Source organism: Micromonospora phytophila, assembly GCF_023656545.1.
In the GTDB taxonomy this organism is placed as follows: domain Bacteria; phylum Actinomycetota; class Actinomycetes; order Mycobacteriales; family Micromonosporaceae; genus Micromonospora; species Micromonospora phytophila.
In genome coordinates, this window is record NZ_JAMOKF010000060.1 from 1 (window position 1) to 21,604 (window position 21,604).

The 21,604-nt window shown below is 73.0% G+C and carries 21 protein-coding genes; 2 read left to right on the forward strand and 19 right to left on the reverse strand.

From position 1 onward, the window contains the following. Nucleotides 1-261: 261 nt before the first annotated feature. The 3 genes from NCC78_RS10760 to NCC78_RS10770 form a co-directional block, all read right to left on the reverse strand. Entirely contained in the window at nt 262-651 is a 390-nt protein-coding gene (locus NCC78_RS10760) for an ACT domain-containing protein (RefSeq protein ID WP_250793937.1), read from the reverse strand. Between the two features lie 75 nt (nt 652-726). Continuing rightward, a complete protein-coding gene (locus NCC78_RS10765) occupies nt 727-1,185 on the reverse strand; it encodes a hypothetical protein (RefSeq protein WP_250793938.1) in 459 nt (152 codons plus the stop codon). 175 nt (nt 1,186-1,360) lie between these two features. Next, entirely contained in the window at nt 1,361-2,101 is a 741-nt protein-coding gene (locus tag NCC78_RS10770) for a hypothetical protein (protein WP_250793940.1), read from the reverse strand. Between the two features lie 163 nt (nt 2,102-2,264). Here NCC78_RS10770 and NCC78_RS10775 point away from each other — a divergent pair, with 163 nt between their 5' ends. After that, nucleotides 2,265-3,485, forward strand: coding sequence for an arginine deiminase (locus tag NCC78_RS10775; RefSeq protein WP_250793942.1), 1,221 nt, complete (start codon nt 2,265-2,267; stop codon nt 3,483-3,485). A gap of 72 nt (nt 3,486-3,557) precedes the next feature. Here NCC78_RS10775 and NCC78_RS10780 read toward each other — a convergent pair whose 3' ends face one another. The 12 genes from NCC78_RS10780 to NCC78_RS10845 all read right to left on the reverse strand — a co-directional run bounded on the left by NCC78_RS10780 (nt 3,558) and on the right by NCC78_RS10845 (nt 15,781). After that, nucleotides 3,558-4,442 carry a DUF5926 family protein gene (locus tag NCC78_RS10780; RefSeq protein WP_250793944.1) on the reverse strand — a complete coding sequence of 295 codons (885 nt, stop codon included), beginning with the start codon at nt 4,440-4,442 and terminating at the stop codon, nt 3,558-3,560. A 159-nt stretch (nt 4,443-4,601) separates the two neighbouring features. Continuing rightward, on the reverse strand, nt 4,602-5,054 hold the full coding sequence (locus NCC78_RS10785; RefSeq protein ID WP_250793946.1) for an ATP-binding protein: 453 nt from the start codon (nt 5,052-5,054) through the stop codon (nt 4,602-4,604). A 29-nt stretch (nt 5,055-5,083) separates the two neighbouring features. Continuing rightward, entirely contained in the window at nt 5,084-6,544 is a 1,461-nt protein-coding gene (locus tag NCC78_RS32040) for a sensor histidine kinase (RefSeq protein WP_284706285.1), read from the reverse strand. Nucleotides 6,545-6,643: 99 nt separating this feature from the next. Then, nucleotides 6,644-7,435: a glycerophosphodiester phosphodiesterase gene (locus tag NCC78_RS10805; protein WP_250793947.1), complete on the reverse strand. Its 792-nt coding sequence runs from the start codon at nt 7,433-7,435 to the stop codon at nt 6,644-6,646. 10 nt (nt 7,436-7,445) lie between these two features. Beyond that, complete coding sequence (locus tag NCC78_RS10810) at nt 7,446-7,781, reverse strand: rhodanese-like domain-containing protein (RefSeq protein WP_250793949.1); 336 nt, start codon at nt 7,779-7,781, stop codon at nt 7,446-7,448. Nucleotides 7,782-7,836: 55 nt separating this feature from the next. Then, complete coding sequence (locus NCC78_RS10815) at nt 7,837-8,775, reverse strand: LCP family protein (RefSeq protein ID WP_250793951.1); 939 nt, start codon at nt 8,773-8,775, stop codon at nt 7,837-7,839. Nucleotides 8,776-8,992: 217 nt separating this feature from the next. Then, complete coding sequence (locus tag NCC78_RS10820; protein ID WP_250793953.1) at nt 8,993-10,210, reverse strand: LCP family protein; 1,218 nt, start codon at nt 10,208-10,210, stop codon at nt 8,993-8,995. A gap of 292 nt (nt 10,211-10,502) precedes the next feature. Further along, nucleotides 10,503-11,750, reverse strand: a complete 1,248-nt coding sequence (locus NCC78_RS10825) for an LCP family protein (protein WP_250793955.1) — start codon at nt 11,748-11,750, stop codon at nt 10,503-10,505. A gap of 78 nt (nt 11,751-11,828) precedes the next feature. Beyond that, on the reverse strand, nt 11,829-12,806 hold the full coding sequence (locus NCC78_RS10830; RefSeq protein ID WP_250793957.1) for an NAD-dependent epimerase/dehydratase family protein: 978 nt from the start codon (nt 12,804-12,806) through the stop codon (nt 11,829-11,831). A gap of 148 nt (nt 12,807-12,954) precedes the next feature. After that, complete coding sequence (locus tag NCC78_RS10835; protein ID WP_250793959.1) at nt 12,955-14,628, reverse strand: monocarboxylic acid transporter; 1,674 nt, start codon at nt 14,626-14,628, stop codon at nt 12,955-12,957. Continuing rightward, complete coding sequence (locus NCC78_RS10840; protein WP_250793961.1) at nt 14,606-14,977, reverse strand: DUF485 domain-containing protein; 372 nt, start codon at nt 14,975-14,977, stop codon at nt 14,606-14,608. The genes NCC78_RS10835 and NCC78_RS10840 overlap by 23 nt, the downstream gene beginning before the upstream one ends. Nucleotides 14,978-15,148: 171 nt before the next feature. Then, nucleotides 15,149-15,781: a flavin reductase family protein gene (locus tag NCC78_RS10845; RefSeq protein WP_250793974.1), complete on the reverse strand. Its 633-nt coding sequence runs from the start codon at nt 15,779-15,781 to the stop codon at nt 15,149-15,151. Between the two features lie 93 nt (nt 15,782-15,874). On the opposite strand from NCC78_RS10845, the gene NCC78_RS10850 reads away from it, so the two are divergent. After that, on the forward strand, nt 15,875-16,930 hold the full coding sequence (locus tag NCC78_RS10850) for a protein kinase family protein (protein ID WP_250793963.1): 1,056 nt from the start codon (nt 15,875-15,877) through the stop codon (nt 16,928-16,930). Between the two features lie 131 nt (nt 16,931-17,061). On the opposite strand, the gene NCC78_RS10855 is transcribed toward NCC78_RS10850, so the two are convergent. Genes NCC78_RS10855 through NCC78_RS10870 form a run of 4 tightly spaced genes read right to left on the reverse strand, consistent with a single transcriptional unit; the run spans nt 17,062 to nt 21,537 of the window. Next, nucleotides 17,062-18,762 carry an ABC transporter permease gene (locus NCC78_RS10855; protein WP_250793964.1) on the reverse strand — a complete coding sequence of 567 codons (1,701 nt, stop codon included), beginning with the start codon at nt 18,760-18,762 and terminating at the stop codon, nt 17,062-17,064. Next, nucleotides 18,747-19,511 (reverse strand): ABC transporter ATP-binding protein, encoded by a 765-nt coding sequence (locus tag NCC78_RS10860; protein WP_250793966.1) that lies wholly within the window; start codon nt 19,509-19,511, stop codon nt 18,747-18,749. The genes NCC78_RS10855 and NCC78_RS10860 overlap by 16 nt, the downstream gene beginning before the upstream one ends. 33 nt (nt 19,512-19,544) lie before the next feature. Continuing rightward, on the reverse strand, nt 19,545-21,185 hold the full coding sequence (locus tag NCC78_RS10865) for a sodium/solute symporter (protein WP_250793968.1): 1,641 nt from the start codon (nt 21,183-21,185) through the stop codon (nt 19,545-19,547). A gap of 1 nt (nt 21,186) precedes the next feature. After that, nucleotides 21,187-21,537, reverse strand: a complete 351-nt coding sequence (locus NCC78_RS10870; protein WP_250793975.1) for a DUF485 domain-containing protein — start codon at nt 21,535-21,537, stop codon at nt 21,187-21,189. Nucleotides 21,538-21,604: the final 67 nt, after the last annotated feature.

Sequence of the window (21,604 nt, forward strand, 5' to 3'; positions counted from 1 at the left end):
CGGCGGCCGGGCCGGGGGCGGTCGTCCGCAGCTCGGGCGGGGTGCCGCAGGCGGCCAGCGGCAGCACGGCCAGCAGGGCGACGGCGACGATCGGGCGTGGGCGGCCGGGCCGGGGTGTCCGGGCGGATGCGCCGGACGACCGGTCGGGGGTGGCTCGCTGGGGTGGGGTGGGCGGCACGGGCCGATCCTCGGGACATCGGGAAGCGTCGTTGCGGCCGGGCGGCCGAGCCCATCGTAGGAGGATCCGGCGGCCGGGTGAAGTCAGTCGAGGACGCGGTGCCCGGCCCGCTCCAGCGCCCTGGTGGCCTCGCCGAGGCGTACCGCGGGAACCAGCAGGTAGTCGGTGTCGTAGGTGGAGAAGGCGACGACGCTGACCCGGGCATGGGCGAGCGGGTCCACCAGCGCGGCGAGGGTGCCGGTGACGGCGAGGTCGAGCGGCCCGGCGACCCGCAGGCAGCGCCAGGCGGTCTCCGCGACGGCCTGCTCGGGGGCCCGGTCGGCGGGGCAGATCACCGAGATCCCGTCGGCGGTCCAGCTCACCGTGACGACGTCGCCGCCGCTCAGCCCGCCCGACAGCGCGGGCGGCAGGGTGGAGCCGGCGGCCAACCGGCACACGGCGTACTCCCCCGGCAGCAGAGCGATATCGAGCATGAGGGCACCTTACGGCCTCGGCGGCGGCCCGCCCCAGATTCGCCACGTGCGGCGAACGCCACACCCTGCCGCAGGTCAGACCTCGGAGAAGAACGTGAGGGAGCCGGCGACCGCTCCATCGGTGAGCACGGGGGTGGAGATGGCGTCGACGGTCGCGTCCGGCGCGTCGGCCGACGCCCCTTGGACGCGCAGCAGCCCCCGGGCCAGCCGCCCGGAGGAGAGGGCCAGCAGCGGCGGGATCTTGTCGATCTCCGCCTCGGTCAGCTCACCCCGATTGGCGGTGAAGTCGAGCAGCCGCAGGCCGCCGTCGAGCAGCGGCAGCCCGATCACGTCCTCGGGCGTGCCGAGGCAGAGCAGCTCGCACCCGGAGGCGGAGACGGCGATCACCTTCGTGTGGGCGTCGATCAGCAGGCACGGCTCGTCGGCGTGCGAGACGGTCGAGGACCACTGGCCGAAGTTGTCGGACTCCTGCTCTGTCGATGTCCCTGCCGCCGGCACGAACGATTCCGAGAGCGAGAGTTCGACGTGGGCCACCGCGCCTCCTATGTACACCGACGGTCTGTCCACGCTAGCCGGTCGTCCCAGGTGTCCGCTGACCGCGCTGGAGCCACCGGCCGCCGGTGGTGATGGTGCCCTGACCGGGCGGCCGGCGACGGCGCGACCGACGGGTGCCGACCGGAGCCCGGGCCGCGTGGCGTCGCCGGTGACGTTACCGGCGGGTGGCCGGCTTGTCAGCGGCCATTCGGCCCTCCTCGTACCACCGGTAGTCGGCCGCGGGCCGGTAGGGCCCGTTCATCCACGTGCCCGGGTGCTGTGCGACCTGGGAGAGCTTCTCGGCGGTGGCCGGGCTGATCCGGCTGCCCCCGGCGACGAGCAGGCGGTCCAGCTCGCGGTGGGTCGCCATGAGGCAGTCCTTGGGCAGGCCGTAGACGCTGATGACGCCGGAGCCCACGAAGGTCAGCACCGGCGTCACCGGGATGGGCAGCCGCACCGCGTCGGAGAGCGCCTTGCTGGCGCGCTTGGCGTCCCGGCGGGCCTCCGCCACGTAGGGCGGTCGTTTGCCGTTGATCTGGACCACGTCGCCGGCCACCAGCACGCGGGCGCGGCCGTGGTCGGCGATGGTGACCGCGAAGAGCCCGCTCGGCCCGATCGCGAGGAAACCGGCGCGGTCGTCGCGCTCGTGGTCGAGCAGGATGTCGGAGACGTCCGTGCGGGGCCACTCGATGACGTGCCACGCGGGCCCGAGGTGGTCGAGCTGGCCGAGCGCCCGGGCGCCGGCCGCCTCCAGCCGTCGGGCGCCCCGCTCGGCCCGCCGGCGGCGGGCCCACTCCAACGGGGACGGACGGACCGGCGTGAGGGCTCCCGGGGACTCCACCCGGGGGTGTGGCACCGCCGCGGGCGGCAGTGCCCGGGCGGACGGTACGGCTCGACGAGCGGGAAAGACAGTCATCGCGACCTCCGGCAAAAGGTCCCTCGAAGTTATGTCCTCACTACCCTACGTTGCCACTCCGGGGGTTGGGCAAGTTGGAGCGCCGGAGTGAGTGTGGATGAATGCCATATTCATCCACAGTTCTTTTACCGGATGCCGCCAAAGCCTGCCCTACGCTGCGAGGGTGACCCACTACGTGGACAGCGAGGTCGGTCAGCTCGGCACGGTGCTGCTGCACCGCCCCGGCCCGGAGCTCGCCCGGCTCACCCCGCGCAACAACGACTCGCTCCTCTTCGACGCCATCCCCTGGGTCGGGCGCGCCCAGGAGGAGCACGACGGCTTCGCCGCGGCCCTGCGCGAGCGCGGGGTCGAGGTGCTCTACCTCGCCACCCTGCTCGCCGAGACGCTCGCCGTCCCGGACGCCCGGGCAGAACTCACCGAGGAGGTGCTGCGCTCCCCCCGGCTCGGCGACTCGCTGCGCACCCGGGTCGCCGACCACCTCGCGTACCTCGACCCGGTGGCGCTCGCCGACGTGCTCATCGCCGGGCTGGCCCACGAGGAGCTGCGGATCACCCGGGAGCGGCCGGGCGGCCTGGTCTACACCCTGATGGACCGGCACGACTTCGTCATCGACCCACTGCCCAACCTGCTCTTCACCCGGGACTCCTCGGTCTGGATCGGTGACCGGGTCGGGGTGACCAGCCTCGCCATGCCGGCCCGGCGGCGGGAGACCACGCTGACCGACGCCATCTACCAGCACCATCCGCGCTTCGCCGGCACCGAATTCGTCTACCACCCGGAGCTGGAGCACCTGGAGGGCGGCGACGTGCTGCTCCTCGCCCCGGGAGTGCTGGCGGTGGGGGTGGGCGAGCGCACCACCCCGGCCGGCGCGGAACGGCTCGCCCGGCAGGTCTTCGCGGCCGGGTTGGCGCACACCATGCTGGTCGTGCCGATCGCCCAGGAGCGGGCGACCATGCACCTGGACACCGTCTGCACGATGGTCGACGCCGACGCCGTGCTGATGTACCCGAACATCGCCAGCACCCTGTCGGCGTACACCGTCATCGCCGGCGCGGACGGCGAGGACCCGCGGGTCGACGGCCCGGCGCCGTTCCTGCGGGCCGCCGCCGACGCGATGGACCTGGACCAGCTCCGGGTGATCGACACGGGCCTGGACCCGGTCACCGCGGAACGCGAGCAGTGGGACGACGGCAACAACACCCTGGCGCTCGCGCCCCGGCTCTGCGTCGGCTACGAACGCAACACGGAGACCAACGCCCAGCTGGAACGGGCCGGCATCGAAGTGATCCCCATCGCCGGCTCGGAACTGGGCTCGGGCCGGGGCGGCCCGCGCTGCATGTCCTGCCCCCTGGTCCGCGAGCCCCTGCGCCCCCCGCCCGCCTGAACCCGACCGCCTGAACCCGGCCGCCTGAACCCGGCCGCCTGAACCCGGCCGCCCGTCAGGGCCCGGGGAGGGTCAGCGCAGGGTGAGCTGGCGGCCGAGCAGGCCATGCCGGGCGCGGCGGCCGGCCGCGTCCAGCGGGGAGCCGTCGGCGAGGGCTTCCGCGTACCGCTTGGCGAAGTCCGTGACCGGCTGCTCCCACTCGGTGGCCGGTACGTCCTCAGGCAGGTCCCAGACCGGCACCAGCCGGCCGTGCGCCCGGAACATGCCGGCGAACCGGGTGCGCTCGCTGAGGGTCAGCGTGCCGGCCACACTCAGCTGGGCCAGCGCGTCCAGCGCGGCGTCCTCGTCGTCCGGCAGCACCCAGCGCACGTGCGCCTTCTCCGGCACCTGGCACCAGTAGGCGGCCCGGGCGGCGGCGAGCCGGACGGTGGGGTAGATCGCGGCGTTGGCCCGCTCCAGGGACGCCTGCACGTTCGGGTCGTCGGCGGCCCCCGGGTCGAGCCAGAACTCGAACCCGTCGTGCATGGTGACCTCCAACGGACCGTCGACCAGGACGTCCTGGAGCCGGGGGCCGGGGCCGGGCAGCGGCGGCACGGACACCGGGCCGCCCGGCTCGGCCCGCAGCGCGCAGAGCAGCGCCTCGGCCAGGTCCCGGGAGACGTCGCCGGACTGCTGGTGGCGCTGGAGCCCGATCAGGACCCGCCCGTCCGGCTTGGTCATCGCCGGGGCGGCCATCGGCAGCACGGTGGCCAGGACGACCTCGCGCTCGCCGAACTCCTCCACCAGCGCGGGGGCGAGCCGCAGCGGGGCGGAGGCGGCCGGCACCAGCTCACGCAGGGCGATCCACTCCGGTTCGTCGGTCAGCCCCTCGAACGGTCGGGGCACGAAGATGTCCCGTACCTTCTCCCGCTTCGGAGTGGCTTCGGCGGCCCGCTGGCTCTTTCGACGCTTGCTCACGGCGAGACAGCCTAGTACGTCCACCTCGGCGGCTCGCCGCCTTCGGTACCCGGCGGGCGTCGTCCTTCGGCGCCAGGTTCGGTGTCCCGCTGTCGACGGCGGGGCAGCCGCTGCGGAATCGGAAGTCCCCGGTGGTCGAACTGACGAAGAGGGGCGGGCTCAGCCGGCGGCGACCAGGTCGGGCCGGGCCGCATCCGTCGGGTCGAACTCGGCCCACACGCTCTGGCCCAGGCCGTCCCGCTCGACTCCCCACCGGTCGGCCAGCCCCGAGACGATGTGCAGGCCGCGGCCGTCGATCGCGTCCGGGTCCGCCGCCCGGACCCGCGGCTCCCCGACGGCGCCGCCGTCGGTCACCCGGAGCTGGACCTGCTGGCCCTCGGTGGACGTCCGCAGCCGCCAGGCCACCCGCACCACACCGCCGGGCAGCGGGTCGGCGTGCCGGACCGCGTTGCCGACCAGCTCGGCCAGGACCGCGACCAGGTCCGCCAGGAGCATCGGAGGTACGACCCCGGCCAGCTCGTCGGCGAGCCGATGGCGGGCCAGTCGAGCTCCGGTGGCGTCGTGGGGCACCACCACGCACCACGCCCGTTCGGCAGCTCCCGTCGACACCATCGCCCCTTCACGCCCCGCGCCACCACCGGTCACCCGCGGGGCAGCCGCACCTCTGCGACCGTACCGCCACCGGTCCTCGGTCGGAGGGATACCCATCCATTCTGCTGTTCAACGATCCGACGGACGAGATAGAGGCCGAGACCGGCCCCGGGATAGCGCCGGCGGTCCCCGGACTCCCCCTGCCAGAACCGGTCGAAGGCCCGCTCCACGTGCTCCGGCCGGATGCCGATCCCCCGGTCGCTGACCCGGAACGAGACGGTCTGCCCGTCGGCGTCCGCGGTGATCTCGATCGGTGCCCCGGACGGGGAGTACTTGCCGGCGTTCGTGCTCAGCTCGGTCAGGACGGTAACCAGGGTCGGCCGGTGACCGAGCGCCTTGGGCAGGTCGGCCGGCAGGTCGAGGACGATCCGGTGCCGTAGCTCCGCCGGCAGGTCGGCCACCGTGGCGCGCAGGACGTCGCCGAGGTCGTACGGGGTGGGCGGGTCTTCACCCGGTCCCGCCTCCGCCGACGACGAGGAGAGCAGCCGGTCGACCAGCCGGGCCAGGTCGTTGGCGCGCTGCCCGATCACCCGGGCGGCCTGCCGCCGGTCGGCCTCGGTCAGCGACTCCCAGTGGTCGGTGAGGGTGTCCGCGTACCCCTTGATCACCGTTACCGGGGTGCGCAGCTCGTGACTGGTCACCGCGATGAAGAGGTCCCGGTCGTGGTCGCGGCGCTGCTGGTCGGTGATGTCGCGGAAGGTGACCACGTGCAGGGTGCCGGGGCCGGGCAGCTCACCAGAGGTGATCTTCAGCCAGCGTCCGTCCGGCAGCCGGTGGTCGAGCACCTGCCCGGACGGCGGCAGCGGGAAGGGCAGCGGTTGGTTGAGCGCCTGGCTGGCCGAACGGCCGGTGACCCGGGCGGCGGCCGGGTTCCAGAGCCGGACGTGCCCCTCCCGGTCGACCACGGCCAACCCGTCCGCCAACGCCGCCACCACCGGGCCGTCCCCGTGCACCGGCAGGCCGCTCTGGTCGCCGTACATGTGCGCGATGCAGGAGGCGAGGTAACCGACGACGCCGTGCCGCTCGACGCCCGGCTCGTCGTCGCCGGCCGGGTAGAGCGCGTGCAGGCTGCCGACCGTGAGGCCGCCGATCTCCGCCCGGGAGACCACCATCCGCAACAGGCCCCGGCCGGCCAGCTCGTCGGCGAGCTTGCCGGTGAGGTGGTCCGTCCGCACCTGCTGCACCCGGGGCCCGGAGAGCAGGCAGACGGTGGCCGGGTCGTTGGCCGGCAGCGGGCGGCCGATGGTCCACTCGGCGGCGCCGGTCGCGGCGATCACCCGGCCACCCGTGGGCGCGAACTCGACGAACGCCATGCCCGCCGCGCCGAGCGCGGACTGCGCCACCCGGAGCAGCTGGGTGAGGACCGGTAGGCCGGCGTCCCCAGAGTTGATCATCTCGATCACCACCGTGTGGCCGGCGATGAGAGCGGAGAAGTCGGTGCGCTCCGGCATGCCCCGAGTGTGCCCCCGCCGACCGGCTTTCGCACACCCCCGGTCCGGCCGGGCCCCAACCTCGGCCGAACGCGGCCTGGCCCGGTCCGGTCCGCGCGGTCAGCGGCCCAGGCGGGCCAGGGTGTGCGCCGGTCGGTCGGTGATGATGCCGTCGGCCCCGGCGGCCAGGACCAGGTCCAGGTCGGCCGGCTCGTTGACGGTCCAGACGTAGACCTGGTTGCCGGCCGCCCGGAGCGCGGACACCAGCTGCGGGCGGGCCCGCACCAGCCCGATCCCCGGCCCGGCGATCCGGGTGCCGAACGGCAGCCGTGCCAGCGGCAGCCAGCGCGGCAGCGCCTCCAGCAGCAGCACCGTGGGCAGCGCGGGCGCGAGGTCGCGGATCCGGCGTACGGCCAGCGGCGAGAACGACATGACCGTGACCTGTAGCGGATCGTCCGGGCCCGGTTCGGTCAGGCCGTAGCGGCGCAGCAGGGCGACCAGGCGGCGCTCGACGTTCGCGCCGTACCGCGACGGATGCTTGGTCTCGATCAGCAGCCGGACCGGCCGCCCGGCGGCCAGCACCGCGTCCAGCAGCCGCTCCAGGGTGAGCAGCCGGGTGTGCGACTCGTCGAGCACCTCGTCCCCGTCGGCCGGCACGCAGCCGGGGTGCCAGGAACCGAAGTCCAGCGACTCCAGCTCGGCGAGGGTGCGCCCGCTGACCAGGCCCTGGCCGTTGCTGGTCCGATCCAGCCGGCGGTCGTGCACGCAGACCAGGTGCCCGTCCCGGGTCAGCCGGACGTCGCACTCCAGCCCGTCGGCGCCCTCGTCGAGGGCGCGCAGGTAGGCGGCGAGGGTGTGCTCCGGCAGGTCGTACGAGGAGCCGCGGTGTGCGAAGACCAGGGGTTCGCCCATGCCGCCCGTCCTAGAGAACCCGGCCCGGCTGCCCGTCCTCGCCGACCACCGGTCGGCCGGTGGCGGCCCACTCGCCCATCCCGCCCGCGACGTTGCGGACCTGCTCCCAGCCGTTGCGCATCAGGTACGCGACGACCTGGGCGGAGCGGCCGCCGGAGCGGCAGATGACCGCCACGTCCCGGTCGGTGGGCACCTCGGCGATGCGGGCCGGCAGCTCCATCATCGGCAGATGGTGGGCGCCGGGGGCGTGTCCTGCGGTCCACTCGTCGTCCTCACGGACGTCGAGCAGGTAGGTGTCGTCGGCGATCTCGGTCACGGTCACGGTGGGAACCTGGGGTCCGAACACGGGTACCAAGCCTAGATCCTCGCCGGGCGGCGCGGCGGGGGGCCGGCCCGCGTCGTCACAACCGGGTGACCCAGCGCGGGTTCGCCCGGGCCCAGCCCGGCACCCGGGTGTCGCGTACCGCCTCGAACAGCCCGTTCCCGCCGTTGTCGAGGACGATGTACGACACCTGGTCGATGGTCTGCGGGTAGGACGGGATCTGCACCCCGCGCAGGGCCTCCGCCGGCAGGTCGCGGAGCGCGAGAAGCAGCTCCTCCAGCGGTACGCCGTTGGTGTCCACGGTCAGTGAGGCGCCCACCGCCCGGATGACCTGGTCGAGCTTGACCGGGTTGGTCCGCAGTGAGGTCTCGCCCGCGCGCTCCAGCAGGGCCCGGAGCAACTGCTGCTGGTGGGTCTGCCGGTCGTAGTCGCCGTTCGGCAGGTCGTAGCGCTGGCGGACGTAGTCGAGCGCCTGCCCGCCGTCCATCCGTTGACAGCCGGTCTGGAAGACCCGGTCGGTGTGGATGGAGCGCACCTCGGTGTCCACGCACATACGTACCCCGCCGAGCAGGTCGATGACCTTGCGCAGGCCGGTGAAGTCGACCAGGGCCGCGCCGTCGAAGCGGATCCCGGTCAGCCGGGCCAGGGTGGCCGAGAGCAGCCGGGTGCCCGGCTGGCCGCCCCCGCCGTGCTCGTACGCCGCGTTGACCTTGTCCTGCCCGCCGCCGAAGCCGTTGGCCGGTGGGATGGCGACCAGCAGGTCGCGGGGGACCGAGACGAGGTACGCCTCCCGCCCGCCGTCCGGGACGTGCACGATGAGGATGCTGTCCGCGCGTCGGTCCGCGGCACTGCCGCTCTGCCACCGGTCGGTCCCGACGAGCAGGTAGTTCAGCGGCCCGTCGGGGTCGGTCCGCTCCCGGCGGGCGGTGGGGTCGAGCAGCTGCTCCCGGACCACCGCGCGGTCGTACCGGCTGGCGAGCACCCGCAGGCCGACCACGGCGAGCCCGGCCACCAGCACCAGGGCCAGGCCGAGACCGAGCAGGGCGCGGGGCCAGCCGCCGGGGCGCGCCCCTGCGGCCCGGGTCCGCCCGTGTCCGTTCCGTGCCGACCTGGACGTGGCGCCCCCCCGCAGCCCTGACGTGAATCCTCCTCACGTCAGGCTACGGAGCGGCACCGGCGGGTGCGGCCGGTTCGCCGACTTCGCCTTCGCGGCGCCGGCGCACCGGCCGTCGGCGCTACTTCCGGCTGGAGATCACTTCGGGGTTGGCGAAGACGAACTCGGCGAGCTTGTCCTGCTTGACCGCTTGGAACATGGCCAGCGTCTGCTCGCTGAACGTCTCCTTGCCCGCGTCGTTGCCGTGGAAGGTGCCGCCGTTGGTCTTCAGCATGGTCAGGTCGCTGCCGCTGACTCCGCGCATGGTGAAGACGAAGTCGGCCACCGGCACATCGCCGGTGTCCAGGATGAACGCCTCCCCGGCCGCCTTGATCAGCTCGTTCAGCTTGAGCGGGTTGGCCAGCGTCCCGTCCTCGGTGGCCTTGCGGGCCATCGCCTTGATCAGCTGCTGCTGGTTCTGCTGGCGGTCGTAGTCGCCGTTCTTGAGAGTCTTGCGCTGCCGGGAGTAGTCCAGCGCGGCCCAGCCCTCCATCTCGCGGCAGCCCTTCTTGTGCACCACCGGGGTCCTCGGCTTGCCGGTCTTCTTGGCGTCCGCGTTCCACATCGGCTTGCCGTCGACGAACGACATGTGCATCGACTCGACCTCCTGGCTGACGCAGATGCGCACCGAGCCGAGGGCGTCGATGATCCGCTTGAAGCCGCCGAAGTTGATGATGGCGGCGCCGTCGAAGCTGACCCCGGTCATGTTCTTGATGGTCTGCGCCATCAACTGGGCGCCGCCCTCCCAGCCCCCGCCGTTGCGGGCACCGGCCTGGAACGCCGCGTTGATCTTGTCGACCCCGCCTCCGTAGCCGGTCTTCTTGAAGGCCGGGATCTGCGCCTCCGTGTCCCGGGGGATGGAGATCAGGTACGCCTGGTCGTGCGTCGCCGGAATGTGCAGCACGATGATGCTGTCCGCGCGGATGTCGTCCGGCGAGGACCGCTCCCGGGCGTCCACGCCGAGCAGCAGCATGTCGATCGGGCCGTCCAGGCTGGCACCGCCCTCGGCATCCGACTTGCCGGCATCGCCGAGCAGGTTGCGCTGGGAGATGTTGCCGGTGGCGCTGCTGATCAGGGCCTTGCTGCCGACGATCGCGACGCCGCTGGTCATCATCAGCACGGCGCCGAAGATCAGGGTGAGTCGGGCCCAGAGCGGGTCCTTGCGCCGCGGCCGCTTTTTGGCGGAGCCGGTACCGGCCTTCGGGCCCTTCCCTGGTTGTGGGGGGATGGTCGTGGAGACCCGGACGGAAGCGCGGGGTGACTCCAGCGACGGAGGGCGACGGCTGGTCTGAACCGGCATGCGTGCTCCAGCTCGCGTGATCGGGGGGCGGCATCACTGTACGGACGCTTTCCCGTCCTGGCGAGTTCGTCGCAGCGCTATTTTTCGTTCTTCCGGCCGCCATCCAGCCAGATCATCCGAACGTCCAGATAATTGCGACCGGTCGGTGGTTGGTTCACCGGAAACCGAAAGGGAAGCACCGACCGGTGATGACGTCCGTTGACGTCTCGCCCGTCATCGGGCGGGAACCGATCGGGCGACGCCGGCGGCCGGCCGCGTCGACGGCGGGCCGGGCCGCCGCCGACGCGCGTGCTCAGCTCCCCGTGGTGCCGTCGGCCTTCTGGTTGGCCTTGACCCACGCGGTCATCGTGTCGGCCGACATCGCCTTGTACATGGCCAGCGCCTTCTCCTTGTCGGAGACCACCACCGACTCGCCGTTGATGGTCTGGCTGCCGACGTGCGGGCTGGTGACGAAGGTGAGGTTCTCGCCCCGCAGGTTGCGGAACTGCACCCCCATGTCGACCAGGGAGAAGGACTCATCGACGGTGACCGCCGCGGTCACCGACTTGAGGAAGTCGTTCAGCTTCTTCGGATTGGTCAGCGTGCCCGTGCTCGCCGCCTTGTCCATCAGCGCGCGGAGGAACTCCTGCTGGTGACGCATCCGGGCGAAGTCGCCGTCCGGGAACTGCTTACGCTGCCGGATCCAGTCCAGCGCCTCGGCGCCGTCCATGTGGTTGGTGCCCTTGGTGAACGTCCGGTACGGCTTGTGGATCGAGGTGACCGTCCGCTCCACCTTCAGGTCGACGCCGCCGAGAGCGTCGGTGACCTGCTTGAAGCCGGCGAAGTCGATCGCCATCACGTGGTCGAGCCGCACATCGGTGAAGCACTCCACGGTCCGTACGGCCAGGGGCAGCCCGCCGAACGCGAACGCCCCGTTGATCTTCCCGCGCCGGCCCGAGCCGCACTCCGCGTTGGCGCTCTCCGGAATGGGCACGTAGAGGTCGCGCGGGATGGAGACCAGGTAGGCCTGCTGGTGGTCGGCCGGGATGTGCATCACGATGATCGTGTCGGCCCGCCACTTGCTGGACTGGTCCACCGGGGCGTCCGGGTCCCGCGAGTCGCTGCCGACCAGCAGGATGTTCAACGCGCCGTCCACCGCCCTGGCCGGCCGCCCGCCGGTGATCTCCGAGAACGGGTCGGTGCGGGCCAGGTCGTTGTTGAGGTTGCGGGCGTAGAACCAGGCGCCGGCCCCGCCGAGCAGGGCGAGCACCAGCACGACCACGCCGGTCACCAGGCCGATCCGGCCCCAGCGCGGGCGTGCGCCGCGCCGCCGCTCGGGCCCGCCCGGTCCGCCCGGTCCGCCGGGACCACCCGGGCCCCCCGGCCCGGACGGCCCACCCGGCCCCCCGGCCCGTGGCTCGCCGTCGTGCGACGGGTACCAGCGTGCCTCGGCTGGCTGGGCGCGTCCGGTGGCGCCCCGGCCGGAGCCGGGCACCGACGCGCGCCCGGCGCTGCGATGCACGTACGGGAGCGGAACACCGGCGGGCATGGTCGCTGACATGTAACTCAGGGTACGTAGGTAGGGCCAGTGTCGCCGCGAGGCGGAGCCGGCGTTGCGGCCGTCGCCCCGGCCGGTCCGCTACACCAGCCGCCCGCGGAAGTACTCGATCGTGCGTCGCAGGCCGTCTTCGGGCGCCACGGTCGGCTCATATCCGAGCAGGTCGCGGGCGAGGGTCAGATCCGGGCGACGCATCTCCGGATCGTCCGCGCCGCGGGTGATGTAGGTCACCTCGGAGCTGCTGCCGCAGAGTGACACGATCGTCTCGGCCAGTTGCCGCATGCTCAGCTCGTGCTCGGTGCCGCAGTTGATCGGCCCGGTCTCGCGGGAGTCGAGCAGCAGCAGGATGCCGCGGACCAGATCCTCGACGTAGCAGATCGAGCGGGTCTGGTTGCCCGTGCCGTGCACCGTGATCGGCGCGCCGCGCAGTGCCTGGGAGATGAAGGTGGGGATGGCGCGGCCGTCGTCCGGCCGCATCCGCGGGCCGTACGTGTTGAAGATCCGCACGATCGCGGCGTCCAGCCCCCGACTGCGGTGGTAGGCCATGGTGGCCGCCTCGGAGAACCGCTTCGCCTCGTCGTAGACGGCGCGCACCCCGACCGGGTTGACGTTGCCCCAGTAGGTCTCCCGCTGCGGGTGCTCCTTCGGGTCCCCGTACGCCTCGGAGGTGGAGGCCATCAGGAACCGGGCGCCGTCGGCGACCGCGCGGTCCAGCAGGTGCAGGGTGCCCACCGAGCCGACCCGGAGGATCTGCACCGGGAGCTTCTCGAAGTCGGTCGGGCTCGCCGGGGAGGCCATGTGCAGGATGGCGTCGAACCGCTCGGCCAGCGCCGGGTGGTGGGACGGCAGCCCGTCGGAGATGTCGGCCTCGACCAGGGTGAAGGTCGGGGTGTCCAGCAGGTGGGCGACGTTCTCCTTCGACCCGGTGACGAAGTTGTCCAGCGCGACCACCGTGCAGCCACGGGCGACCAGGGCGTCCACCAGGTGTGACGGTACGAAACCGGCGCCGCCGGTGACGAGGATGCGGTGACCGGGTCCGAAGCGCGCAGCAACCTTCATACCGGTCAGCCTACCGACCGTCCGGCCCCCCGCATCCTGCGCCGCACCACCGGCGCGGCGGAGGGGCCCCTGCTGGCAAGGGCCCCTCCTGACACCGTGGCTGGCCCCGCCGGCCCACCGTGGCTCGGTGGACGCCGGCGGACCGGGCTCAGTGGGCGCCGGCGCCGGTGAGGGCGCGGACCTCCAGTTCGGCGTACTTGTCCTCGTCGTGCTCCTTGGAGATGACCGTGCCGATCCAGCCGCACAGGAAGCCGAACGGGATCGACAGGATGCCCGGGTTGGACAGCGGGAACCACTGCCAGTCCTGGTCCGGGAACATCGAGGTCGGTGCCCCGGAGACCACCGGTGAGAAGAACACCAGGAACACGGCGGCCAGCAGGCCGCCGTAGATGGCCCAGACCGCGCCCGAGGTGTTGAACCGCCGCCAGAAGAGGCTGTAGAGGATCGCCGGGAGGTTGCCGGACGCGGCCACCGCGAAGGCCAGCGCCACCAGGAAGGCCACGTTCAGGCTCTGCGCGAAGATGGACAGGACGATCGCGATGGCACCGATGACCAGGGCGGAGACCCGGGCGACGGTCACCTCCTGACGTTCGGAGGCCTGGCCCTTCTTCAGAACGTTCGCGTAGAAGTCGTGCGCCAGGCTGGACGAGGAGGCCAGGGTCAGCCCGGCCACCACGGCCAGGATGGTGGCGAAGGCGACCGCCGCGATGATCGCGAGCAGGGTTGCCCCGCCGAGGTCACCGCCGAGGAAGTCGATGCCGAGCGCCTCCGCCAGTTGCGGCGCCGCCGTGTTGCCCGCCTTGTCCTGGGCGGTGATCGCCTCGCTGCCGACCAGCGCCGCGGCGCCGAAGCCGAGGGCCAGGGTGAGCAGGTAGAAGGTGCCGATGATGCCGATCGCCCAGAGCACGCTCTTGCGGGCCGCCTTCGCGGTCGGGACGGTGTAGAAGCGGATCAGGATGTGCGGCAGGCCGGCCGTGCCGAGCACCAGCGCGATGCCGAGCGACAGCAGGTCGACCTTGTTGTAGAAGGTCTGTGTCGCGTTGCCGGCCACCTCCACGCCGTAGCGCAGCCCGGGTTCGAGGAACGCGCTGCCCTTGCCGGAGGAGGCGGCGGCGTCGCCGAGCAGCGACGACAGGTTGAACTTGTACTTCGCCAGCACCAGCAGGGTCATCACCAGCGCGCCACCCATCAGCAGGAACGCCTTGACGATCTGTACGTAGGTGGTGCCCTTCATGCCGCCCACCGTGACGTAGATGATCATCAGGGCGCCGACCATGATGATGGTGGCGACCTTGGCGGTGTCGGCGTCCATGCCGAGGAAGGTCGTCCCCGGCTTGATCCCCAGCAGCAGCGCGACCAGCGCACCCGCGCCAACCATCTGGGCCAGCAGGTAGAAGATCGACACGGTGATGGTGGAGACGGCCGCGGCGGTACGCACCGGACGCTGCCGCATCCGGAAGGCCAGCACGTCCGCCATCGTGTACCGGCCCGAGTTCCGCAGCAGTTCGGCGACCAGCAGCAGGGCCACCAGCCAGGCGACCAGGAAGCCGATTGAGTAGAGGAAGCCGTCGTAGCCGTAGAGGGCGATGATGCCGGCGATGCCGAGGAACGAGGCGGCCGACATGTAGTCGCCGCCGATCGCCATGCCGTTCTGGAAGCCGGAGAAGGACCGGCCGCCGGCGTAGAAGTCGGTGGCGGTCTTGGTCTGCCGGCTGGCCCAGATGGTGATGGCCAGGGTCACCGCCACGAAGACCAGGAAGAGCGTGATGGTCAGGTTGCGGGCGGTGGTGCTGCCCGCCTCAGCCGCGAGGACCGTGTTCACGGGTCACCTCCCCGATCTCGGCGCGGATCCGGTCGGCGACCGGGTCGATCTTGCGGTCGGCGTACCGGGAGTAGAGCCAGGCGATCAGGAAGGTCGAGACGAACTGGAGCAGGCCGAAGACGAGGGCGACGTTGATGTTGCTGCCGAAGAGCTTCGTGCCCATGAAGTCCCGCGCGTACGCGGAGAGGATCACGTAGAGCGCGTACCACAGGAAGAACGCGACGGTCATCGGGAAGACGAAGCCGCGCAGCGCGCGCCGCAACCCGGCGAACTCGTCCGACCGCTGTACGGCGAGGTACCGCTCCGCCGCCGACTCGGCGGGGGCGGACGCGGGTGTGTCCGTGGACATTTGTGGATCACCACCTTCACAGGCGTGGGGAGTTTCGCGCACGGTAGAAAGCGCGCTCCCCGCCGGGGAAGGGTGAGATCGGCGCCGGTCGACGGCTGCGCCGAACGGCACGGTGGCTGCGCCCAGTGACGCAGCTCACTTCGACGAGCGGTCGGTCCGCCGGCCGCCCAGTCAGGTCAGCTCGCGGTACCGGCCCCGGTAGTGCAGCAGCGGGTCGGTCTCGGCGGCCAGCTCGACGACCTCGATGGTGGCCTCCACCAGCAGGCCCCAGCCGTACTCCCGGGCGGTGTCGAGCCGGCATCCGGTCCAGCCGCCGGCGTCGGTCGGCACCGGGCCGTAGGGGGTGTCGCTCCACGCGCCGGTCGCGAAGAGGCCGCCGGGGGACGGGAAGAGGCCGGCGAACCGGTCGGCGAGCTGCCGGTGCGCCGGGCCCAGCGGGGCCACCGCGAAGCGGCCCGCCTCCTCCACCGCCGCCCAGAGGTCCGACTCGGGGTCGATCAGGCCGAGCAGTCGGTCCGGCTCACCCTCCGCGACCAGCGTGGACGAGACGGTCAGGCCCGAGGGTCCGGGCGCCGTCCAGAGCGTCACCGGCGACGCCAGCCGACCCCGCAACCGGCGTACGGGGGAACGCTGGTCGGCGGGCACGGCGAACGGGTCGGTGTGGTGGATCTCGGCACCCGGCTCATGATTCACGTGAAACATTGTGCCGCCCCCGGCTTGCGCCCAGCCGAGGAAGCGCCGGTGCGCATCCGCCCGGCGCGGCTGCCCGTAAGCCCTCGGGTGCGGCTCGCGCGGGAGTCCTATCGTTCGGGCATGTCCCTCGCGACGCCCCAGCGGCGCTACGCCTTCCCGCGCCGAGCAGATGCCCGCTGACCAGGGCACGTCCCGGTATCGGCCATGACCGGCCGCGCGCCCTGGCGTCGGCGGCCGCCGGTCGGCGAGGCGCTGGTGGCCCGGCTGGGCACCCCCCGGCCCATCCGTCGGCTGGGCAGCAGCCCGCGCTCGTGGGTGTGGCTCGTCGAGTTCGACGGCAGCCCGACCATCGTCAAGCAGATCGTCGGGGGAGCTGACGCCCGCGACCGCCACGCCCGCGAGGCGACCGCGCTCCGGCTTGCTGCCCGGGCCCGTCCGGCCGTGGCGCCCACGCTGCTCGCCACCGACGAGGACGCCCTCGTCCTGGTGCTGGAGCACCTGGCCCACGTCCCACCGGCACCCGACTGGGTGGTCGGTTACGCCGAGGCCCTGGCCCGACTGCACACCACCACCACGGCCGCCGACAGCGGAGCCCTGCCTCCGTGGGCCGGGCCGGACCACGCCGACGTGCGGTCCTTCCTCGACCTCGCCCGCCACCTCGGAGCACCCGTACCGCCCCGGGCGTCCGACGAACTGCACCGGCTCGTGCGACGCCTCGACGTGGCCGGGCAGTTCGCGCTGCTGCACGGTGACCCCTGCCCGGGCAACGACCTGCACACCGTCGACGGCGTCCGGTTCGTGGACTACGAACAGGCCAGCCTCGGCAACGGCCTGACCGAACTGGTCTATCTGCGCATCGGATTCCCCACCTGCTGGTGCGTCACCGCGGTGCCGCAGGGCCTCGTCGCGGAGGCCGAACGGGCGTACCGCACCACCTGGCACCGGCTGACCGGCGGCCCGCCGCGGGGCGACCTCGGCGGCGCCTGCGTGGGCTGGCTCATCCGCGGTGACGCCCTGGTGGAACGGGCCCACCGCGGCGCGGTCGACCAGTTGGCCCGGCTGCCGCGGGAGGACTGGCGCTGGGGGACGGTGAGCGCCCGGCAGCGGATGCTGCACCGCCTCACGGTCGTCGGTGACCTGGTCGCAGGCCACCCGGAACTGGACGACGTAGCCCGGTTGAGCCGGGCGATGGGCGCACAGCTCCACCGGCGCTGGCCCACCCTGGCCCCGCCGCCGCGCGTCCGTCCCGACCGGGTCTGACCGGGTCGCCACGCCGTCCACACGTCACCGGTGACGCCCACCCGACAACGCCCGGCGAGGCAGGCCGGCTCAGGCCGTACTCCCGTCGCCCCGGTCCTCGGCGGCGAGTGAGCGGCGGCCGGCGGCCGGCGTCAGCGGCGCGGGGTGACGGTGGCCAGCAGCTCGGGCTGGCGGCGGTCCAGCACGTCGCCGGCCAGGTACGCGCCGAGCAGCGCCGCGCCCAGCCCGTAGGCCGTGCCGACGGGCAGGGCCAGCCAGAGCCAGACGTCACCGAGCAGCGCCGCGGCCACCACCATCGGCACCGCGGCGACCGCCGAGATCAGCATGGACAGCAGAGTGAGGAAGCTCTTCGCCACCCCGGCGCCGCTGTTCAGCGCGAACGGGTTGCTCGTCTCCGGCAGCGAGTACGCCCCGAGGACGGAGACGAAGGTGTTGACGGCCAGCCCGGCCCCGTAGGTGGCGACGAGGCTGCCAACCATCATCCCGATCCAGCCCGGCTCACCGAGCACCACCGCGAGCACGACGGAGACGACGCCCAGCATCGGCAGCACGTAGATCGAGAAGGCGGTCATCCGGGCCCGCAGCTCCTGCTGGCCGGGCACACCGGCGACCACGTGCGCCGCGTACGCGCTGCCGTCGAAGCCGAACTGGTTGGCCAGGGTGACCGCGGCGAGCACCCCGACGAAGAGCATCGAGACGCTGACCAGCACCGGCGACGAGGTGTCGGGGGCGCTGAAGCCCTGCCCCTGTCCGACCGTGAAGCCGGAGCCGCCCAGGTTGACCATCACCGGCACGAAGATCCCGACCACCGCGACGGTGATCAGGTTGGCCCGCCGTCGGGCGTCCCGCCACCAGTAGCGGGCCTCCCGGGCGACCAGCGCGCCGAACCGGTCCCGGCGGACCCAACCGAGCGCGCGCGGGAAGAGCTCAGCGACGGAAGCGCCGGTGGCGCCGCGCCGAGCCGGGGCCGGGCCGGCGCTCGCCGCACCCACCATCGCCGACTCCAGCGAGCGGGACCACCAGGCCAGCAGCGCGGCGATGGCCAGCGCCGTGATCAGCAGCTTGACCGGTGCGGCCCAGACCCGGCCCTCGGCCACGTCGATGCCGGCGGTCCACGGGGCGCCGAACGGCGTCCAGCCCACCACCTCGGCAACCCCGGAGAGCCGGTCCCAGTCGGTCTCGCGCAGCGCGGCGACACCCACCAGCTGCAACGGCCCGAGCAGCGCGGCGGTCAGCGCGAGCAGGACGGCCGCCAGGTCGCGGACCCGGCGGGAACGCAGCATGGTGGCGAATGCGCTGGTGACCGCCCGCGCGGCCGCGACGCAGAGCAGCAAACCGGCGAGCACGCCGACGACGGCGACGAGCGCGGCCGACCAGCCGCCCAACGCGGCCGCGGTGACCACCAGGCCGAGCAGCGCCAGCAGCACCGCGACGGCGGGCACGCTCACCAGGGCGGCGGTGAACAGGCCGGTGACCAGGGTGCGGCGCGGCAGCGGGAGCAGCGCGAACCGGGCCGGGTCGAGCGTCTCGTCCACCCCGAAGAAGACCAGCGGCAGCAGCAGCCAGCCGAGCACCGTCACGCCGCCGCCGAAGGCCGCGACCATCAGGGCGTAGCGACCCTCCCCGGACAGGCCGGGGGCGGCGAACAGGACGAAGCCGGTGGCGGCGAACCAGAGCCCGACCAGCGAACCGGCCACGAAGAGCGCGATCCGCCAGCCCTGGCCCCGGAAGTTGTTGCCCATCACGCGGAGCTTCAGCCGGACGAAGTGCCGGGCGGAGACCCGCCGGGGCGGCGCGGCCGGCGTCGTCGGCGCGCTCACCGCGACAGCCACGCCAACTCCTCGCCTGTCGCCGTACGGCCGCCGACCACCTCGACGAAGACCTGCTCCAGCGAACGGTCCCCGCGCACCTCGCCCAGGGTGCCGACCCGCTTGATGGTGCCCGCGGCCAGGATCGCCACGTGCGAGCAGAGCCGCTCGACGACCTCCATGACGTGGCTTGAGAAGACCACCGTCCCGCCGCCGATGACGTAGCGCTGGAGGATGTCCCGGATCAGCGCGGCCGAGACCGGGTCGACCGCCTCGAACGGCTCGTCGAGCACCAGCAGTCGGGGTCCGTGCAGCAGGGCGCAGGCCAGGCCGATCTTCTTCTTCATGCCGGCGGAGTAGTCGACCACCAGGGTCCGACCGGCGTCGCCGAGGGCGAGCACGTCGAGCAGCTCCGCCGCCCGCTGGTCGACCACCGCCGGGTCCATCCCGCGCAGCAGACCGTGGTACGCGAGCAGCTCCGCGCCGCTGAGCCGGTCGAAGAGCCGTACGCCGTCCGGCATCACCCCGAGCAGCTGCTTCGCGCCGACCGGGTCGGCCCAGACGTCGTGCCCGAGCACCCAGGCGGCCCCGGCGTCCGGCCGGAGCAGACCGACCGCCATCGACAGGGTGGTGGTCTTCCCGGCGCCGTTCGGGCCGAGCAGGCCGTAGAAGGAGCCGGCCGGGACGGCCAGGTCCACGCCGGCGACCGCGACCTTGCCGTCGAACTGTTTCGCCAGGCCGCGCAGGGCGAGCGCCGGGTGCTCAGCAGTCATGCGTCCGACCGTATCCGGCCGGAACCAGCGCGCCTACAGGCGCAGCGCCTCGGGGGCGTGCAGGCGGAGCATGGTGGCCCCGACGTCGGCCGGCGCGCGGCGGCGGGTCGCCATCGACACCGCCACCATCACGGTGAAGGCCAGCGGCACCGTCCAGGCGGCCGGCTGGGCGGTGAGCGTGGCCGGCCAGCCGGACAGCGGTGGCCCGAGCACGGTGACCAGCACCGCCGCGACCGCCGCGCCGCCGCCGACCAGCACCCCGGCGGCGGCGCCCGCGTCGGTCAGCCCCCGCCACCAGATGCCCAGCACCAGCAGCGGGCAGAAGCTGGACGCGGCGACCGCGAAGGCCAACCCGACGACCTGCGACACGTCCAGCCCGGAGACCTTCAGCGCGAGCACGGCCGGCACCGCGCCGGCGATCACCGTGGCCAGCCGGAAGCCCCGCACCGAGCCGCGCCCGAGCACGTCGGTGGAGATCACCCCGGCGACGCTGGTGAGCAGCCCGGACGAGGTCGAGAGGAAGGCCGCGAACGCCCCGGCCGCGACCAGCGCGGCGAGCAGCCGGCCGGTCGTGCCGTCGCCGAGCGCGGCGCCGGGCAGCAGCACCACCACCGCGTCGGTCTGCCCCGTGACCAGCAGTTGCGGGGTGTAGATCCGGCCGAGCACCCCGTAGATGGTGGGCAGCAGGTAGAAGGCGCCGACCAGGGCCAGCACCACCAGCGTGGTGCGCCGGGCCGCCCCGCCGTCGGGATTGGTGTAGAAGCGCACCAGCACGTGCGGCAGCCCCATGGTGCCGAGGAAGGTGGCCAGGATCAGCGAGTACGTGGCGAACAGGCCCCGGTCGTCGTCCCCGGCGGCGCTGGGCAGCAGCCAGTCGGCCGCGTCGGTGGCCACCCCGGAGACCTCCGGCACCGGGTCGCCGGCGGCGAAGGTCAGCTCGTCGCCGGGGCGTACCTGAAGGATCTGGCCGTCGGGCAGGGTGAGGGTCGCGCGGTGCTCGACCACGACGGTGGTCGCGCTCCGGAACGCCGGCCCGTCGGGCGGGGTCACCGCCGGGCGGGCGTCGGCCTGCCACTGCAACGCCAGGAAGATCGCCGGTACGGCGAGCGCGGTCAGCTTCAGCCAGTACTGGAAGGCCTGTACGAAGGTGACCGCGCGCATGCCGCCGAGCGCCACGTTCGCGGTGACCACCACGGCCACCAGCAGGGCGCCCACCGGGTACGGCGAGCCGGCCACGGTGGCCAGCGTCAGCCCCGCCCCCTGCAACTGCGGCACCAGGTAGAGCCAGCCGATGAAGATCACGAAGATGGTGGCGAGGATGCGCAGCCGCCGCGACCCTAGCCGCAGCTCGCAGAAGTCGGGCAGGGTGAACGCCCCGGAGCGGCGCAGCGGCGCGGCCACGAAGAGCAGCAGCGCGAGGTAGCCGGCGGCGAAGCCGACCGGGTACCAGAGCACGTCCACGCCGTACTTCAGGATGAGCCCGGCGATGCCGAGGAAGGACGCGGCGGAGAGGTACTCGCCGCCGATCGCGGCGGCGTTCCAGGTCGGGCTGATCGCCCTCGACGCGACCAGGAAGTCGGAGGTGGTGCGGGCCAGCCGCAGCCCGTAGAAGCCGATCCCGACGGTTACCAGGGTGACCGCCACGATGGCCGGTACGACGTAGCCGTTGCCCATCTCAGCGCTCCGGCCGCTGGACGAGGTCGATGAAGTCCTGCTCGTTCCGTTCCGCCAGCCGCACGTACGCCCAGCCGACGGCGATCAGGAACGGGAACGACGCCACCCCGAGCAACAGCCACGGCAGGTTGACCCCGAGCACGGTGACCCGGCCGACCGCGGGCGCGATGGCGAAGAGCCAGGGCAGCCCGCCCAGCCCGATCGCGACCACCAGCGACAGCCGCATCGCCAGCGCCAACTGGGCCCGGACCAGCCCGCGGACCAGCGTCTCCCCGATCCGGGTCTGCTGGGCCAGTTCGGCACGGGTGCGCTCGGCCCGGTCGTCGCGGCGGGACACCTCGGCCAGCACGATCCGCGCCCGGGGTTGCGCCGCCCGGGCGGCCGGCGGCTGCTCCGGCGCCCCGGCTCGGACGGCCCGG